Genomic DNA, 16,243 nt, shown 5'->3' on the forward strand with positions numbered 1-16,243 from the left:
CGGGGCGGGTTGACGGTCGGAGCCAGCAGCGGAGACAATCGGGAGCCCCCGAACCGAACCCGCCGGACGATTCCCTCCAGGACCGACAATGCCCGATCCCGAGACGTCTCGCCCGCTCGACTTCCCGGCGGTGGCGGGGGTGGTGCTCTGTTGCGCCCTCTGGGGAGGGAACGCGGTGGCGGTGAAGTTCGCCGTGCCGGACATCCCTCCCTTCGGCTGCGCGGCCTTGCGGTTCCTGCTGGCTTTGCCGATGGTGGCGCTGGTCTGCCGGGCGTCGGGCCAGCCGATGTGGGTGGGGAGGAACCACTTCGGACTGATCGTCGCCCACGCGATGATCTCGGTCCTCCAGATCGGCACCTTCAACTGGGGCACGAGCCTGAGCCTGGCCGGACGGTCGTCGGTCTTCATCAACGTGCACCCGCTGGTGGTGGCGCCGCTGTCGTGGATCGTGCTGGGAGAGCGGATGGGGCCCCGGGGAATCGTCGGGCTGGTCGCCGCGTCGCTGGGGGTGGCGGTCCTGCTGGGGACGGATCAACCGACGGGGGGAAGCCGGCTCGGAGACACGATCATCCTGCTCTCCGGGGCGATCTTCGGGGCACAGACGATCGCCCAGAAGCGAACCTTCCCGGTCATCCCGCCGGCCACCTTGCTGTTCGCGCAGTATGTGCTGGCGATCCCGATGTTCCTGGCCTACAGCGCCGCGTTCGAGGGGTTCGAAACCTACCGCTTCACCCCCGGGGCGATCTGGGGAGTGCTGTTCCAGGGGGTGATGGTGTCGGGGGTCTGCTTCTCGATTTGGATGATGCTGCTGGGAAGGTACCAGGCCAACCGCATCGCCTCCTTCGCCTTCCTGACCCCGCTGTTCGGAGTCGCCTTCGGCAGCCTCTTCCGGGGAGAAGCGCTGCGCTGGGAACTGGTCGCGGCCGGAGCCCTGGTGGGAACGGGGATCTTCCTGGTCGCGAGAGACCGGGTCGAGCACCGCGAAGGGCCGGCGCTGGCGCTGCCGGGAGAAGACGCGCCGTGATCCCTGTTTCGGGAGGATCGGGGTCGCTCGGTGGGCGGTGAGGCCGGGACCGACCCCCAACCCGGAGGCCACCATCCGGAATCGAACCGGGTCCAGCCTCAACGCGACTTGGAGACCGGAGTCGGATCGGCCGACGATCGTCCCAGGTCGTCCCTGAACCCGGAAACCGGGCCGGTGATTCCGGGGGAGAAGCCGCGTCCGCGACGGCCGGCGGCCCTGCCGAGGGCCGGGGCGCGAGCCGATCCCGTTCCGAGAAAGCCAACCCGGACCGGATCCCGTCCCGCCACTCGCCGAGCGGTTCTCAAGTCCGTCGCCGCGGCGGCGATCGTGGCCTCCCCTCAGGCCGATCGGATCGTCGAGCTCCCGTCTTGAGCGGCAGCCCGGAGAGGCCCCGCTGGCCCCCTCCAGGGCCAACGACCGGATCCCCTCCGATTCCGCGACCGAGCCGCCAGAACAGCGAACATCATGCGCCGGCCCGGGGACGCTCGCTTCGGAGAGGAGGCTCCCGGCCAACCGAGTGTGCGCGATGTCGGTCGACCATGGACGAAACGAGCGATCACCTGCATCCAGGAAGCTGGCCCTCGGCCGGACGCTGCTTCGCCCAGCGCCCGCAGCCGGCGCTTCGCCTGCTCCTCGACCGTTCCCCGGCACTTCCCGACCGGCGTCGGCCGCTGCTTGACGACCATCGCGATCGCCCGAGCCGCCGTCGCCCGGCACTCGAGCTGCCCCCGAGCCTCCTGGCGTCGACCCCCAGCTCGCCGACGGCCATCCCCCTCCCGTCGCCGTTCTGGCGCCTGTCAGGGGCGGGGCCAGAGGAGGGCCCGAGGCCCTCGGGAAGGCCCCGGTCACTCCGGACCGCCGGAACGGATCGGAATAATGAAGAACGCCCGGCCCCCCCCGAGGGGGCCGGGCATAGCCAGGGAGAACGACGCTTGCTCGTGGGTTCGACGCTGAGCCCGGGGAACAGGCCGAGGCCCCTCTCCGGAGCTGGGATCGACTGCGAGCGCCCGTCCTGAACGCACCGCGAATGCCATGCGAAGATCCCAAGGTGGAACCTCCACTCTCGAAGGAACCGAAGAGATTGTGGTGCAATGGGTTAGACGATCGGAAAAAAATGGGACGGGCGTTGCGCCCGCTTCGTTCGTGCCCGATCTCTCGGCGTCGTCGCCCGAGAAATTGGCAGTCGAGCGGGGCGGACGCGGGAGCTGGGTCGATCGTCGGGGGTGCCGGGGCTAGAATGGGGGGAACATTGGAACGGGATTGAGAGGAGGGGAGGGGACGATGGCCAATCGCGTGTTCGTGCTGGGGCTCGACGGGGCGACCTGGGACATCCTGGGCCCCCTGGCCGAGGCCGGGGCCCTGCCGAACCTGGATCGGCTGCGGAAGTCGGGGGCGTCCGGCACCCTCAGGTCGGTCTTCCCTCCGCTGAGCCCGGTCGCCTGGACCGGGGTGATGACGGGCAAGAACCCGGGCAAGCACGGGGTCTTCGAGTTCCTGGAGTTCGGGCACGACCCGCTCGGCGGCCGGGTGAACACCTCGGGATCGATCCGGGGGGAGCTGCTCTGGGAGACGGCCGGACGGTTCGGCAAGCGAACCGTCGCCGGCGCCGTGCCGATGAGCTACCCGCCGAGACCGGCGCCGGGAGGGTTCTTCCTCGGCGACTTCCTCGCCCCTCCCGACGCGCCGGACTTCGCCACCGATTCCGCCCTGTTCGCCGAATTGGAGGCCGCCCTCGGCGAGCCGTACCGGCCCTGGGACGTCTCGGTCCACGATGGCGGCCGGGAGGCCGAGGCGCTGGCCTCGCTGACCGCCTTTCTCGACCACCATCTCCGCGCCGTCCGGTTCCTGATGGACGCCCGCCCCTGGGACCTGTTCGTCTACGACCTGATGGCGACCGATCGCATCCAGCACGAGCTTTGGCACGCCTGGGAGCCCTCGCACCGGGCTGCCCGAGGCCGCGACCTGTCGAAGGTCCGGGAGGGGTTCATCGCCTTCTGGCAGCGGCTGGACGAGGGGATCGGCGCCATCGAGCAGGCCCTCCCGGCGGGAACCACGCTCGTGCTGATGAGCGACCACGGCTTCGGGCCGGTCGAGTTCTTCGTGAACTTCAACGTCTGGCTGCTGGAACGGGGGTACATCCGGTTGCTCGACTCCCCGTACATCCGCCAGAAGCACTGGTTCTACCGCCGGGGGGTGACCCCCAAATGGATCTACGGGATCATGGCCCGGCTCGGCCAGGCGAAGCACCGGGTCAGCCGGTTCGAGGGAAAGCAGGCCAACCGGCTCGACCGGCTGGCGGAGTCGCTCTTCCTCTCCCGCCGGCATATCGACTGGTCGAAGACCCGGGCCTACGCCCAGGGGAACTTCGGGCAGATCTTCATCAACCTCAAGGGGAGGCAGCCGATGGGCTGCGTCGAGCCGGCGGACCTCCGGCCGATGCTCGACGACCTGAAGGCCGAGCTGCTCGAGCTGACCCACCCCGAGACCGGCGGTCCGCTGGTGGAGCGCGTCTACGAGGCCGGCGAGCTGTACCACGGCCCCGAGGCCCGGCTCGCGCCGGACCTGACCGTCGTGCTCGGCGATTGGCGGTACCGCACGATCGGCCTGCACGACTTCGCCACCCACCAGGTGATCTCCCCCGCCTTCGGGCCCACGGGGGATCACCGCATGGAGGGGGTCTTCGTCGCTTCCGGCCCCACGATCCGCCCCGGCTCCTCGCTTGGGGGCAACGCGACGCTGCTGGACATCGCCCCCACCGTGCTCCGGCTGCTCGGCGTACCCTCCCCAGAGGACCTCGACGGCCGGATCCTCGACGAGGTGCTCAACGGCTCCTGCCTGCCCGAGCTGGCCGACCCGGGGGACGCCGCCTCCCCCCCATCCTCGAACGGCCGCCCCGCCGGGCCGTCGGGGGAGCAGGACGACGAGGCCGTCAAGCAACGGCTGGCCGATCTGGGCTATCTCTGATCCTCCCTCCCCCGACCTGCCGACGATCGCGGGGGCCGGAGGGATCGGTGCGCGATCGGTGCGCCTGAACCGAACGCCGCCGGATCTCAGGAAGCGACGACAAATCAAGAAGTTGCGTCGAACCAGTTGGCTTCGTTTCGGCTCGAGCGCAGCGATCGAGCTCCTCGGCGTCTCCGGGCCGTCCAGGGGCCGCCCCCCGACGCTCGTCACGGCGAACCGGCCGGGCCGAGGCCCGGGGCGATTGCCGACCGGTACGCTTCGGTGCGCAGGAGAGGACCGGACGTTTGTCCTTTTCTGATCTTCGGTTGCGCCGCTCCAGTTGGCTTCGTTCCGTCGGGAGCGTCGCGCCTCGGGACGCCCCCTCGGACGCGAAAGCCGACGGGACCGCCGAGGTCCAGCACGGCGGAACCCCATCCTCCCCGGCCCCTCGGTTGGGGAGGGACCAGGCCTATCCCTCATGCACGCGACCACCACTCGATTCCTCAAGTCCAGCGGGCCCAGGAAACGGACGGGGAACGGGACCGGATCGGGCCGGGCCGGGGTCCTTGTTGAGAAGATCGGGGGAGGGCCGCCCGGCAGTCATCACTCCTGGGGAAACGGCCCGATCGGGGAGGGGTTGCGGGGGAGGGCTTGGGTAAGCCGGCGTCGGGGGCTCTCAGACCGAGGGGCGCCGAAGGGGGTCCGGGATGTCCCGGACGTTGGGGCGTTCGGGACATCGGGAGCAGCCCTCGGGCGGGGAGTCGGCGTCTCCCCGGTGGGAATCAGCGGGCGGGCTGGACCTGGGAAAGGTCAAGGAAGGTGACGCAGGAAGGATTCCCGACCGGGGCGTAATGGCCCGAGAAGGTGAGGAGGCCGGAGTCGGGGTCGACGAGGAAGACGGCGATGTGGTCGGCCCGTTGGTTGCAGACGAAGAGGAAGCGGCCGGAGGGGTCGAAGGAGAAGCTGCGGGGGTAATCGCCTCGGGTCCATTCCTCTCCGACGTAGGAGAGCGTGCCGTCGTCCCCGACGGCGAAGATGCCAATGCTGTCGTGCAGGCGGTTGCCGGCGTAGACGAAGCGGCCGTCGGCGGAGACAAGGACGCCGGAGCAAAAGTTGCTGCCGGCATAGCCGGGGGGAAGGGTCGAGATCGTCTGGCGGTCGGAGAGGCGGCCGGTGTCGGGGTCGTAGTCGAACAGGACGAGGGTGGAGCCCTCCTCCTGGATGGAGTAGAGCCAGCGCCCGTTGGGGTGGAAGTCGACGTGGCGGGGGCCGTCGCCGGGGGGAAGCGCGACGAAGGGGGGGTCGTTCGGGGTCAGGACCCCCCGCTCCTCGTCAAACCTCCAGGAGTAGATCCGGTCCAGCCCGAGGTCGACATGGAGGACGAAGCGGCCGGAGGGGTCGGAGCGAATGATGTGGGCATGGGTACGGTCATGACCGCTGATGGCGAAGCTGCCGGGAGGGGCGTGAGTGGCCCGGGTCGGGCCGATGGGCCCTTCGTCGCGGTGGACATCGCTGGCCTCGCCGAGTCGGCCGTCCTGGAGAACCGGGAGCACGGCGACGGCGCCGCCGAAGTAGTTGGCCACGAGTAAGAAGCGGCCGGAGGGGTGGAGGCTGATGTAGGTGGGCCCGTCCCCTCCGGAGGGCACGGTGTTCAGGGGGGTCAGGCCGCCGTCGGCCGGATCGACGGCAAAGGCGGTGACGGTGCCCTGGCGGTCCTCCCCCTCGCCGACTCGGTCGGTCTCGTTGGCGGAATAGAGCCGGGAGCCGTCGGCATTCAGGGCCAGGTGGCTGGGGCTGGTGCCCATGCGGACGACGCCGGCGGGCTCCAGGGCGCCGGTTTGGCGGTCGACCCGGAAGCGGTGGATCCCCAGGCCGTTGCCGGGAGGAAGGTCGACCTGGGTGGGCAGGACGTCCTTGAGCGGGGAGCTGAAGGTGCCGACGTAGGCGATCAGCGGGGCGTCTTCCTGGGCCGATCGCGCCCGGGAGGGGGTGCCCCTCAGCGAGGAGGCCCCCGCCAGGGCGAGGGAGGTGGAGAGGAAGGAGCGTCGGGACGGGTGTCGATCGGTCATGGAGGTCCGGCCTCGTCGTCGTCCGGTGGGTGGGGGCGAGTCGGACCCGGCGAGGAGACCACCGCCGGGAACTTCCGGACCGCAATTCGACACCGAAGGGACGGCGCTGTCGAGGAGGTCGCGGTGGAATCCAGCCGACCCGGACCGACGCCGGCGGTCGAGGTCCGACCGGCCCCCCCCGATCGATCGTGCTCCGACCGGACTCCGATCGAGGTCGGTGCGATCGGCTCGGCCGAGGAGGCGATCGACGGTGATCCAGTCCCTTGACAGGGGAGGGGCTCCCGTTAGACTGGTTGTTTTGCCGCATCGGCGTCGGCGCGGGGGATGCGCCCTCGGCGCGAGGCCGCCCGGTGTGGAGACGGATCATCCCGAAGCGCCGCCGGAGGGCCGTCCCCCTCGACCGGCCGGGATCGGGGACGCCCGAGGATCGCCAGGACGACGGACGCCAATGCCCACGATCAATCAGCTCGTCCGCAAGCCGCGGAAGCAGCAGTACACCAAAACGAAGTCGCCGGTGCTCGAGGCCAACCCGTTCAAGCGGGGAGTCTGCCTCCAGGTCAAGACGATGACGCCGAAGAAGCCGAACTCGGCGCTGCGGAAGGTCGCGCGCGTGCGGCTCTCCAACGGCAAGGAGATCACCGCCTACATCGGCGGCGAGGGGCACAACCTGCAAGAGCACTCGATCGTCCTGGTCCGGGGCGGCCGGGTCCGTGACCTGCCGGGTGTGCGCTACCACATCGTCCGAGGCGTGCTCGACGCGCTCGGCGTGGCGGATCGCAAGCAGGCCCGCTCGAAGTACGGCGCCAAGGCCAAGGCCGCTCCGGCCGCCAAGGGCGCCCGGAAGAAGTAAGGCGGACGGCCGAGGGCCGAGGGCTGATGCCGGAAGGCTGATGCCGGGGGAGAGCGGGTGAGGACGGCGGGGAATGCCGTCGGGGCCTCCCGGCCTCCGGGGAAGGCCCGCCGTCCCTCGACCCGAGCACGCACGATCCCCGGCCTCGATCCGAACCCCGCATTTCGATCCGATCCGATCCGATCCGACCCGATCCGAGTCGCCTCCGCTTAACGGAACCGAACCGACCATGGCCCGCAAGTTCACCGCCAGCAAGACCCAGCTCCGGCCGGACCCGAGGTTCGGCTCGAAGCTGGCCAGCAAGTTCATCAACTGCCTGATGTACGACGGCAAGAAGAGCGTCGCCCAGCGCGTCTTCTACGATGCCACCGACCTGATCCAGAAGCGGCTGCCGGACATCGACCCGCTGGAGGTCTTCGTCCGGGCGGTCGAGAACGTCATGCCGGTCATCGAGGTCCGCTCGAAGCGCGTCGGCGGTGCCACGTACCAGGTGCCGATGCAGGTGAAGAAGAACCGGCAGCAGACGCTGGCGATCCGCTGGATCCTGATGGCCGCCCGCGAGAAGAAGGGCCGGCCGATGCACGTGAAGCTCGCCGACGAGCTGATCGCCGCCTTCAACCGCGAGGGCGCCGCCATGAGCCGCCGCGAGAACGTGCACCGCATGGCCGACGCCAACAAGGCGTTCTCCCACTTCGCCTGGTGAGCCCACCCCCCCGGTGAGATCACTCCAGGGCGACCGGCCGGACGCGGCCGATCGCCCCTCCTCCTGCCCTCCCGGTCTCCCCTCATCGCGAGCCCGGGAGGCGCGGAGCGCAGGAGTGCCCACCCCTTCTATCGAAGGCTCCTCCCGGCGCTGGAAGACGTCCAAGGAGTTCTTCGCCCTGCCCGACGGCGGGATCCACCACGACCTGGATGACCCGGGTGATCGCCACCCGGTCCCGGACGATCTCGGTCGACCGGCCCCATGCGGGACCGGAGCTGGCAATCGGGCTCAGCGAGGGGTCGGCCGAGCGGTTTCTGCCTGGTTTCCGGAGCCCGTCTCGCCGCGACTTCGAGTCGTCGGACGTTGACGATGACGAGGGGGCCCGGCCGGTTCTCGAGGGGAGGGAGGCCGGTCGTCACGCCCGACATGGGGACGGGAGAGGACCGCTCGAGGGGCCGAACGTCGAGGTCGGAAGCGAAGGCCGTTCCCCTCCGACGGCCGGGCCGTTCACGGGCGGGGACGGGCGGATCGCGGGCGCCTCCGGAGCCGCGGGGGGCTCGGACGAAGGAGGAGCGGGAACGTCGGGGGCGGTTGGCGGAACGGTCGGGACCTCGACCTCCGGCGGGGGAGGGGCCGCCTCGGTTTCGGCCGGGTTCAGGGTCGGGACTGGGGAATGCGGCGGGGGAGCGGATTGCCCGGGGAGCGTCTGGGTTTGGGGGGCGACCCGAGTCGAATCGGGGGGGAGAGCGAGAGGCCCGACGGGGAGGCACGGGATCGGGCCCAGACCGGGGACGACGCCCGCCCAGCCGGCCGGGAGGGGGGGGATGCCGCTCGTCAGGCCGATCGGGACGAGCGCTCGGCCCAGCGTCGGGGAATAGTGGGGGCAGGCGGTCCCCGGATAGGAGTCGGACACCATCGGGTTGCCGGGAGCGATCGTGAATCGACCCGGCCCGGCGGGGACCGAGGGGGGCGAGGGCTGCGCCGAGGCCGCCGAGGTGATGACCAGAGCGGCGGCGAGGGCTCCGAGGACGCGCATCGGGTTGGGCTCCTGGATACGAGGGACGCGGCGATCGGCCGGTAGGAGGAAGGCGAATTGGCCACTTGCCCGGAAGGCCCAGGCCCCATCGGGATCGCCTGGGGCGCTCGGCGATCGGTGCAAAGGACACCCCCTCCTGAACGGCGACTCGGCCAGAGTCTCTCCAAGCCTACCCTTCGATCGCGAATTTGGGCGGGGATGAGGAATCGAAACCGACGTGGCCGGAACGAGTCGGGCGCGGTAGGCTCGCCTGTATGATGGAATCGAGCGATCCCAACCGCCCCGAAGGCCCGAGCGATCGGCGTCCCCGGCCGGAGCCGCCGATCGACTTCGGCGCCTCGTTTGTCGTCACCGCCGACGTGGGCCGGGTTGTTCCGGTGTCGCCGACGCCGGTCCCGACGGGCCGGGACTCGGCCTTCTCCCCGATCTCCCCCGTGCCGGTGTCTCCCCCGCCGGCCGCGCCGGGGACGGTCGGCGAGCTGCCGCCGTTCGAGTTGAAGGCGCTGCGGATCGTCGAAACCGGCTGGGGAGCCGGCTGGCGGCTGCGGGAGGCCCCGCCAAGACGGCCCTGGATGGACGAGCACACGCACGCCTACCATTGCCTGCCGCTGGTGGTGGCGAACCAGTGGGGCTGGGAGGTGCTCTGCCCGACCGACGTCCGAGTGACGTGGGACGGGTCGCCCGACCTGACCGGCCTGGTGGTTGAGGTGGCCCCCCAGTTCCCCCCCGCCGTGAAGAGCCAGTTCGGCCGGGGGATCCTCACGTTCTCTCCCCCCTGGCTGTTCCGGACGCCGCCGGGCTGGGACCTGCTGGCCAAGGGACCGGCCAACCGCTGGAAGGAGAACTGCGTCCCGCTGGAGGGGATCATCGAGACGTGGTGGCTCCCCTATACCTTCACCTTCAACTGGAAGCTCGTCGCCCCGGGTTCCGTCTCGTTCGAGGAGGGAGAGCCCCTCGGCCAGCTCGTCCCGATCCCCCACCCCACGTTCGCCGGGGCCAAGGCCGAGGAGGTCCCGCTGGAGACCGAGCCGGAGCTGGCCTACCAGCTCTCCTGCTGGCGGGACGAGCGCCGACGCCGAGCTGGCCAGCGGAATCAGAACCACCTGATGTACCGCAAGGCGCAGGACGTGAGGGGCCATCTCGTCCGCGTTCCCGTGCCGCCGATCGGCCCTCGGGACGGGTCGGAGGGGAAGGAGCAGGCCGATCCCCCGGGCAGGTCGTGAGGCTCACTGCCGACCGAGGCGAGTGGGTGAACCCGGCCGACCGCTTCGTGGAAGGAGATCCGAACCTCCTCAGCGCCTCTGGGCTGCTGGCGCTGGCCTCGGTGCGTTCGGCCTGCTGATCGGGACGCTCACGGCGGCAGATCGCCTGGGGAGCGCGCGTCGAGCAGCGAGAGGAGGGTGGACACCTCGAGCTGAGCGACGAGCGGGTGGCGGAGCCGGCGGTCGGAGTGGAGCTGGTAGCGGTTGCGGCGGCCGACCCGGACGCTGGTGATGTAGCCTTCGTCCTCCAGGTCGCGAAGGACGAGCTGGACGGCCCTCCCGGAGATGCCGACTTGCTCGGCGATGTCCCGGATCAGCGCATCGGGCTGTCGCCAGACACAGAGCAAGACCTGGGCATGGGTGCTCAGGAAGGTCCAGGCCCGCTTCGACGGTCCCGCCGGGGGACGCTCGGCGTCGCCGGGACCGCCGACGGATGAATCGTGGTCGTCCAAGGGGAGTATCACTCGTCGTCGAGCAGGGGAGACGGCCCCGCTCGGAACGACCCGGAGGGGACGTCGCATCGCCAAGGATCCTGCCAGGGCCGTCGGTCAGGATCAAGGGCCGATCCGGCCCTCCCGTTCGGGGACCGGACCGGACGGGAACGGAGGGGAGGGGATCAGGAGGAGGACGAGGCGGGGCCAAGGGCGGCGGCGATGCGAAGGCGCATGCGCTCGAGTTCGTCGCCGTCGTAGGAGTCGTGCGGCCAGGGCCAGCGAACGGCGTCTCCCCGGAACCGGGGGATGATATGCCAGTGGACGTGGTGGACGGTCTGACCGGCCACCTCGCCGTGGTTGACGATCACGTTCAGGCCCTCGGCCCCCGTGGCCTCCCGGACGGCCCGGCAGAGGCGAGGGAGCAGCGCGCCGACGTGGGCCGAGGCGTCGTCGGGAAGCTCGGAGAGCGTGGCGGCCTCGACCTTGGGGATGACCAGCACGTGTCCCTTGTTGACCGGCCCGATGTCGAGGAACGCCAGGGCGCCGTCGGTCTCCAGGACCTTGGCCGAGGGGATCTCTCCCCGGAGGATCTTGGCGAAGACGTTCTGGGGGTCGTAGGCCATGATCGGGACTCCCGGCCGGGGCGGGGGAGGGACTCCGCAATCAAGCGGGAGGGGAGACAGGAGATCGAGGCGATCATACCCCTCCGGAGTGCCGCAGGCGGAGGGCAGGGGATCGGTTTCCCCTGGCGCTCCGCCTGCGATGGTTCCGGATGGGATCGGACGCGATGCGAGACGAGGCGACGCGAGCCGCTTGCCGCTGCCGAGTCGATCAGGCGCCGGAGGCGACGACCTCGGGCTGGACGGTCTGGGAGCGGACCGGCTCGTCGGCGGGGATGAGCTGGATGATGGCCATCGGTGAGCAGTCGCCCTGGCGGCGGTGGGCGAGCTTGAAGATGCGGGAGTAGCCGCCGGGCCGCTCCATGTAGCGAGGGGCGATCTCGAAGAAGAGCTTGTAGGCGATGTCCTTGCGGGTGAGGACGGTGAGGCTGCGGCGGAACTCGGCCAGCGGCAGCCGGTCGGCCTTGTCGCCGCCGAGGGCCTTCTGCCGGCGGATGCCGCGGACGGCCAGGGTGATCAGCTTCTCGGCGTAAGGCTGAAGTTCCTTCGCCTTGGCCTGGGTCGTTTTGATCTGCTCGTGCTCGAAGAACGAGGTGGCCAGGTTGCGCAGGAGCATCCGACGATGCTCAGGGGAGCGCTTGAATTTTCGTCCGGCTTTGCGGTGACGCATGACTTGGGTCCCGGTAGGCGGTCGGCTAGAGGCGGTCGGCAGGGGGGGGGAACGGAGGCGAGCGACCGCGCGGGTTCGACGGCCGACGGGCTAGCGCCTCCTGCCTCCTGCGGTCCAATTAGCGGCGGGCGACGTCCATCCCCAGGTCGAGCCCGATCTCCTGGAGCTTGGCGCGGACCTCCTTGAGGGTCGTTTCGCCGAAGTTGCGGACGCCGAGGAGCTGGTCCTCGGAGCGGCTCACGAGGTCCCGGACGCTGGTGATCCCCTCGCTTTCGAGGCAGTTGGTGGCGCGGACGGAGAGCTCGAGCTCGGCGAGGCTCATGTTCAGCTTGCGCTCGGTTTCCATATCGACGCCGCCGCCGTAGCCGCTTCCCTCGAAGGCGCCGGAGCCGTCGGCGGGGAGGCCGGGGCCGGGCTCGTAGTACTGGACGAAGGGGTTGAGGTGCTTGCGGAGGATCTTGGCGGCCTCGACCAGGGCCATCTCGGGGTTGATGGTCCCGGTGGTCCAGATCTTCATCGTGAGCATGTCGTAGTTGGTGCGTTGACCGACGCGGGTGTCCTGCACCTTGTACTCGACGCGGATGACGGGGGTGAAGATGGCGTCGATGGGGATGGCGCCGATCTCCAGGTCATCGGTGTGCCCCTCGGCGGCGGGGCGGTAGCCTCGGCCGTTTTCGACGATCATCTCGATGTGCAGCGGGACGTCGTCGGTGAGGGTGCAGAGGATATGGTCGGGGTTGATGACCTCGACCGACTCGTCGTGGAGGATGTCGGCGGCGGTGACGACCCCCCGGCGGTCGCGTTCGATGCGGATGGTGCGCGGCCCGTCGGAGTGGTTCTTGACGACCAGGCCCTTGAGGTTCAGCACCAGGTCGGTGATGTCCTCGACCATCCCGGGGATGGTGGAGAACTCGTGCTGAACACCCTGGATCTTGATCGTCGTGACGGCGCTGCCTTCGAGGCTGGAGAGCAGCACTCGGCGGAGGCTGTTGCCGACGGTGTGGCCGAAGCCGCGCTCGAACGGCTCGATGTGGAATTCGCCGAAGGTATCGGAGAGGGTCTCGCGGTTGCAGATGACCCGGCTGGGCAGTTCCAGGCCTCGCCAACGGATGCGCATGGTTGAATCAGGCTCCCAAATTCACCGCAGAGGACGCATCGGTGATGGCTGGCGGATGGGCGAAGGCGGCGGGAGGGGGCCCGTCGCGATCGCCCGGGGGGTCGGCCTCGGCGTCCTCTGCGTTCTCCGCGGTGAATCCCCGTCCCGAAATCGAAGGCGATCGCGGCGGCCGGCGGCCGGGCCGGGATCAGCGGCTCAAGAGTTCGACGATCAGCTGCGGGGTGACCGGCAGCGAGACGTCCTGGATGGTGGGCAGTCGGCTGACTCGGGCCTCGGCCGGGTCGGTGGAGGTGCGGTCGAGCCAGTCGGGGACCGGGGGCATCCCCTCCATGCTCAGGGCGCCGGCGACCAGGCGCTGGGACTCCTCGCGCGGCTTGACCTTGATCTCGTCGCCGGGCTTGACGAGGTAGCTGGGGATGTCGGTCTTGCGGCCGTTGACCAGGATGTGGCCGTGGCGGATCAGCTGGCGGGCGGAGGGCCGGCTGACGGCGAAGCCCAGATGGGTGACGACGTTGTCGAGGCGGCGCTCGAGCAGGGCCATGAGCACGTCGCCGGTGTTGCCGGGACGGCGGCTGGCCATCTCATAATACCGGCGGAACTGGCGCTCGAAGACGCCGTAATACCGCTTGACCTTCTGCTTCTCGCGCAGCCGGATCGAATACTCGCTGGGCTTGCCCCGGCGATATTGCTGCTGGCCGGGGGGGCCGTCGCGGCGCTCGATGGCGCACTTGGGGGAGTCGCAGCGCGCGCCCTTGAGGAAGAGCTTGATCCCCTCGCGGCGGCAGAGCCGGCAGACCGGTCCGATGTGGCGTCCCATGATCCTCGATTCTCAACCAGATACGAGTCCGTGCCGAGCGATTGTGTCCCGATCGATCGACCGTCCGTCCGCGAGGGGCTCGGGCCGGCTCCGATCCCTCCGGCGGTCAGACCCGGCGCTTCTTCGGCGGCCGGCAGCCGTTGTGGGGCAGCGGGGTCACGTCCTCAATCGCCTTGATCGACAGGCCGGCGGCCTGCAGGGCGGTGATGGCGCTCTCGCGGCCGGAGCCGGGGCCCTTGACGCGGACCTCGACCTCCTTGACCCCGAACTTGGTGGCGGCCGAGGCCGACACCTCGGCGGCGCGCTGGGCGGCGAAGGGCGTGCTCTTGCGGCTGCCCTTGAAGCCGACCGTGCCGCTGGAGGCCCAGCAGAGCGTGTCGCCGTTGGGGTCGGTGATCGTCACGAGCGTGTTGTTGAACGTCGCCTTGATATGAACGACCGCGCGGCTCACATTGCGGCGGGTCTTCCGCTTCTTGGCCTTGGCCACCGCTGGGCTGCTCCGCTGTTCGGGGATCCTGGGGGCGAGTCGACGCCGGCCGGTCTGCCGGTCGATCCGGTGGATGGAACGAACGCGCCCGGCGATGGCCGGGCGGGCGTCCCCCCTCGGACGGCTCGGCCGGAGGGAGGGGGGATGGGGTTCGAGCCGGGAGGCCGGGACCCTCGCGAGGAGGAGCCCAGCTCGGGCCGGCTCAGCGCATGTCCTTGACGCCCTTCTTGCCCGCGACGGTCTTGCGCGGGCCCTTGCGGGTGCGGGCATTGGTCTGGGTCCGCTGGCCGCGGACAGGCAGGCCGCGGCGGTGCCGCAGGCCGCGGTAGCAGTTGATGTCGCGCAGCCGGGCGATGTTCTGCTGCACGACGCGCTGCAACTGGCCCTCGACCGTGTACTCGTTGTCGAGCAGCGTGATCAGTTTGGCCAGCTCGTCGTCGGAGAGGTCCCGGGCCCGCTTGTCAGGGTCGATCCCGGTGCGCTCGCAGAGCTGGTCGGCCAGGAACGGGCCGATGCCGTAGAGATAGCGCAGCGAGATCCGGATCTTCTTGTCGTTGGGGATGTCGACGCCCAGGATACGAGGCATCCGTCCTGTTCCTCCGGGGAGGCTGGTGCGGCCGAGAAGGCCGGCTCAGCCCTGCCGCTGCTTGTGCTTGGGGTTGGCCTTGCAGATCACGTAGACTCTGCCCCGCCGCCGTACGATGATGCAGGCGTCGCAAATTCGCTTGACGCTCGATCGGACCTTCATCGCTCCAGTCCCGTCTTCTGCTGACGTTCGCGTCCCGAGCCCTGCCTGGGGCTCGCCGGCGCGAGGGGATGCCGGTCGACCGGCGCGCGCCGCGGACCGGGGGGGAATTCGACTACTGTACCGAGAGAGTCGGGCCGAAGCAAGCCCTTCGCGTCTGGAGAAACGGGACGACTCCCGAGGGGAGGAGGCCGTTGGGGGAGATCGGGCTGAGCGCCCTCCCGCGCGCGGCCCGGCCGACCGGCGACGGATCGAGCCGTCGGGAAGGGCCTCGAGCGAGGGAGGGGGACCGGGCCGTCGGCTCGGCCGATTGATTGGTCGATCAGCGGGGCTTCAGGGGAGGGCCTTCCCACGGGAAGTCGAATGGATTCCCGGAGCAGTCTGCCGAGATCGTGGCGGTCAGGGTGGACTGGACGTTGGACTCGGGGGGATGAGGTTCTCCATCGGCCGCATGGTCGGTTCGCCGTCCCCGATGATGGTTCGGAGCGGCTCGCCGGACGGAACGAGGGAAGAGCTCTTCACCGTGTCGATCCGATCCGCGACGGGGCCCGCCTTGGCGGAGAGGTCGTCGGGCCCGTCTCGGATCAATCTCAGGGCCGGGGCAGAGCCGTCGCGGGCGAGCTGCGGCGTCGGTCAATCTTGGTCCGGGGGCAGGGTGAGGATGCGGGGGCCGTCCGGGGTCATGGCGACGGTGTGCTCGAAGTGGGCGGCGGCGCGGTTGTCCTTGGTGACGATCGTCCAGCCGTCGGCGAGGGCCTTGACGTGCTTGGTGCCGAGGGCGACCATCGGCTCGATGGCCAGGACGATGCCGGGTTCGAGGCGGATGTCGTTGCGGCGGAGAGCCTTGCTGACGAAATTGGGGACCTGCGGCTCCTCGTGCATGTCTCGGCCGATGCCGTGGCCGACGAACTTCTCGATGACGTGCATCCCCTGGCTCTTGACGTAGCGTTCCATCAGACCGGCGACCTCGGACCAGTACTGGCAGCGTCCCATCGCTCGGATGGACAGGTCGAGGGTCTCTTGCGTGACCTGGAGGAGCTTCCTGTGCTCCTCAGAGACCGCGCCGATCGCCAGGGTGATGGCCGAGTCGCCGCACCAGCCGTTGAGGCGGCAGCCGGTGTCGATGGAGATGATGTCCCCCTCCTGGAGGGGGCGGCGGTTGGGGATGCCGTGGACGACGGCGTCGTTGACGCTGGCGCAGATGACGGCGGGGAAGGGGCGGACCCCCTTGGTAGGGCTGGGGTAGTTGAGGAACAGAGGGGTGGCGTCGTGGCGTCGGAAGATCTCGGCCACGGCGTCGTTGAGCTCGGCGGTGGTGGCCCCGGGCACGGCCAGCTCGCGAACCCGGGCGAGGGCCTCGGCGACCACCTTGCCGGCCTCTCGCATGAGGCCGATCTCCCGGGGGCTCTTGAGCTTGATGATCGATCGGCTGGGGCGGAGCATTGGGGAGAGCCCTCCGGGGGCGA

Annotated in this window: 16 protein-coding genes; 6 read left to right on the forward strand and 10 right to left on the reverse strand. The window is 70.0% G+C overall.

All coding sequences use genetic code 11. The features are described 5' to 3' along the window. The first annotated feature begins 88 nt into the window (after positions 1-88). The gene (locus tag TsocGM_RS18575) at positions 89-1,024 is read left to right on the forward strand and encodes a DMT family transporter (RefSeq protein ID WP_126726962.1); all 936 of its coding nucleotides are present in this window, start codon (positions 89-91) and stop codon (positions 1,022-1,024) included. A 1,281-nt stretch (positions 1,025-2,305) separates the two neighbouring features. Further along, entirely contained in the window at positions 2,306-3,988 is a 1,683-nt protein-coding gene (locus tag TsocGM_RS18580) for an alkaline phosphatase family protein (protein WP_126726963.1), read from the forward strand. Between the two features lie 761 nt (positions 3,989-4,749). On the opposite strand, the gene TsocGM_RS18585 is transcribed toward TsocGM_RS18580, so the two are convergent. Next, a complete protein-coding gene (locus TsocGM_RS18585; RefSeq protein ID WP_126726964.1) occupies positions 4,750-6,036 on the reverse strand; it encodes a lactonase family protein in 1,287 nt (428 codons plus the stop codon). Positions 6,037-6,484: 448 nt separating this feature from the next. On the opposite strand from TsocGM_RS18585, the gene rpsL reads away from it, so the two are divergent. The 4 genes from rpsL (at position 6,485) to TsocGM_RS27685 (ending at position 9,967) form a co-directional block, all read left to right on the forward strand. Continuing rightward, entirely contained in the window at positions 6,485-6,886 is a 402-nt protein-coding gene (gene rpsL / locus TsocGM_RS18590; protein ID WP_126726965.1) for a 30S ribosomal protein S12, read from the forward strand. Between the two features lie 229 nt (positions 6,887-7,115). Continuing rightward, on the forward strand, positions 7,116-7,589 hold the full coding sequence (gene rpsG / locus TsocGM_RS18595) for a 30S ribosomal protein S7 (RefSeq protein WP_126726966.1): 474 nt from the start codon (positions 7,116-7,118) through the stop codon (positions 7,587-7,589). Positions 7,590-8,879: 1,290 nt separating this feature from the next. Further along, the gene (locus tag TsocGM_RS18600; RefSeq protein ID WP_126726967.1) at positions 8,880-9,848 is read left to right on the forward strand and encodes a DUF6065 family protein; all 969 of its coding nucleotides are present in this window, start codon (positions 8,880-8,882) and stop codon (positions 9,846-9,848) included. Beyond that, the gene (locus TsocGM_RS27685; protein ID WP_261341646.1) at positions 9,845-9,967 is read left to right on the forward strand and encodes a hypothetical protein; all 123 of its coding nucleotides are present in this window, start codon (positions 9,845-9,847) and stop codon (positions 9,965-9,967) included. Before TsocGM_RS18600 ends, TsocGM_RS27685 begins: the two co-directional genes overlap by 4 nt. Before the next feature lie 9 nt (positions 9,968-9,976). On the opposite strand, the gene TsocGM_RS18605 is transcribed toward TsocGM_RS27685, so the two are convergent. The 9 genes from TsocGM_RS18605 to map form a co-directional block, all read right to left on the reverse strand. Next, a complete protein-coding gene (locus TsocGM_RS18605) occupies positions 9,977-10,339 on the reverse strand; it encodes a helix-turn-helix transcriptional regulator (RefSeq protein ID WP_199756829.1) in 363 nt (120 codons plus the stop codon). 164 nt (positions 10,340-10,503) lie between these two features. Next, on the reverse strand, positions 10,504-10,944 hold the full coding sequence (locus TsocGM_RS18610) for an HIT family protein (RefSeq protein WP_126726969.1): 441 nt from the start codon (positions 10,942-10,944) through the stop codon (positions 10,504-10,506). 208 nt (positions 10,945-11,152) lie between these two features. Next, positions 11,153-11,611, reverse strand: coding sequence for a 50S ribosomal protein L17 (rplQ, locus tag TsocGM_RS18615; RefSeq protein ID WP_126726970.1), 459 nt, complete (start codon positions 11,609-11,611; stop codon positions 11,153-11,155). A gap of 118 nt (positions 11,612-11,729) precedes the next feature. Beyond that, the gene (locus TsocGM_RS18620; RefSeq protein WP_126726971.1) at positions 11,730-12,728 is read right to left on the reverse strand and encodes a DNA-directed RNA polymerase subunit alpha; all 999 of its coding nucleotides are present in this window, start codon (positions 12,726-12,728) and stop codon (positions 11,730-11,732) included. A 187-nt stretch (positions 12,729-12,915) separates the two neighbouring features. After that, positions 12,916-13,545 (reverse strand): 30S ribosomal protein S4, encoded by a 630-nt coding sequence (rpsD, locus tag TsocGM_RS18625; protein ID WP_126726972.1) that lies wholly within the window; start codon positions 13,543-13,545, stop codon positions 12,916-12,918. A 106-nt stretch (positions 13,546-13,651) separates the two neighbouring features. Then, a complete protein-coding gene (gene rpsK, locus TsocGM_RS18630) occupies positions 13,652-14,032 on the reverse strand; it encodes a 30S ribosomal protein S11 (RefSeq protein ID WP_126726973.1) in 381 nt (126 codons plus the stop codon). A 202-nt stretch (positions 14,033-14,234) separates the two neighbouring features. After that, positions 14,235-14,618 carry a 30S ribosomal protein S13 gene (gene rpsM, locus TsocGM_RS18635; RefSeq protein ID WP_126726974.1) on the reverse strand — a complete coding sequence of 128 codons (384 nt, stop codon included), beginning with the start codon at positions 14,616-14,618 and terminating at the stop codon, positions 14,235-14,237. Between the two features lie 45 nt (positions 14,619-14,663). Continuing rightward, entirely contained in the window at positions 14,664-14,780 is a 117-nt protein-coding gene (rpmJ, locus tag TsocGM_RS18640) for a 50S ribosomal protein L36 (protein ID WP_126726975.1), read from the reverse strand. A gap of 630 nt (positions 14,781-15,410) precedes the next feature. Next, a complete protein-coding gene (gene map / locus TsocGM_RS18645; protein WP_233579020.1) occupies positions 15,411-16,220 on the reverse strand; it encodes a type I methionyl aminopeptidase in 810 nt (269 codons plus the stop codon). Positions 16,221-16,243 lie beyond the last annotated feature (23 nt).

This window comes from Tautonia sociabilis (genome assembly GCF_003977685.1).
In the GTDB taxonomy this organism is placed as follows: domain Bacteria; phylum Planctomycetota; class Planctomycetia; order Isosphaerales; family Isosphaeraceae; genus Tautonia; species Tautonia sociabilis.

Bases quoted from the DNA above. Each gene is read 5' to 3' on its own strand.
- TsocGM_RS18575 (WP_126726962.1), top strand. From the start codon at position 89: ATGCCCGATCCCGAGACGTCTCGCCCGCTCGACTTCCCGGCGGTGGCG.
- TsocGM_RS18580 (WP_126726963.1), top strand. From the start codon at position 2,306: ATGGCCAATCGCGTGTTCGTGCTGGGGCTCGACGGGGCGACCTGGGAC.
- TsocGM_RS18585 (WP_126726964.1), bottom strand. From the start codon at position 6,036: ATGACCGATCGACACCCGTCCCGACGCTCCTTCCTCTCCACCTCCCTC.
- rpsL (WP_126726965.1), top strand. From the start codon at position 6,485: ATGCCCACGATCAATCAGCTCGTCCGCAAGCCGCGGAAGCAGCAGTAC.
- rpsG (WP_126726966.1), top strand. From the start codon at position 7,116: ATGGCCCGCAAGTTCACCGCCAGCAAGACCCAGCTCCGGCCGGACCCG.
- TsocGM_RS18600 (WP_126726967.1), top strand. From the start codon at position 8,880: ATGATGGAATCGAGCGATCCCAACCGCCCCGAAGGCCCGAGCGATCGG.
- TsocGM_RS18610 (WP_126726969.1), bottom strand. From the start codon at position 10,944: ATGGCCTACGACCCCCAGAACGTCTTCGCCAAGATCCTCCGGGGAGAG.
- rplQ (WP_126726970.1), bottom strand. From the start codon at position 11,611: ATGCGTCACCGCAAAGCCGGACGAAAATTCAAGCGCTCCCCTGAGCAT.
- TsocGM_RS18620 (WP_126726971.1), bottom strand. From the start codon at position 12,728: ATGCGCATCCGTTGGCGAGGCCTGGAACTGCCCAGCCGGGTCATCTGC.
- rpsD (WP_126726972.1), bottom strand. From the start codon at position 13,545: ATGGGACGCCACATCGGACCGGTCTGCCGGCTCTGCCGCCGCGAGGGG.
- rpsM (WP_126726974.1), bottom strand. From the start codon at position 14,618: ATGCCTCGTATCCTGGGCGTCGACATCCCCAACGACAAGAAGATCCGG.
- rpmJ (WP_126726975.1), bottom strand. From the start codon at position 14,780: ATGAAGGTCCGATCGAGCGTCAAGCGAATTTGCGACGCCTGCATCATC.
- map (WP_233579020.1), bottom strand. From the start codon at position 16,220: ATGCTCCGCCCCAGCCGATCGATCATCAAGCTCAAGAGCCCCCGGGAG.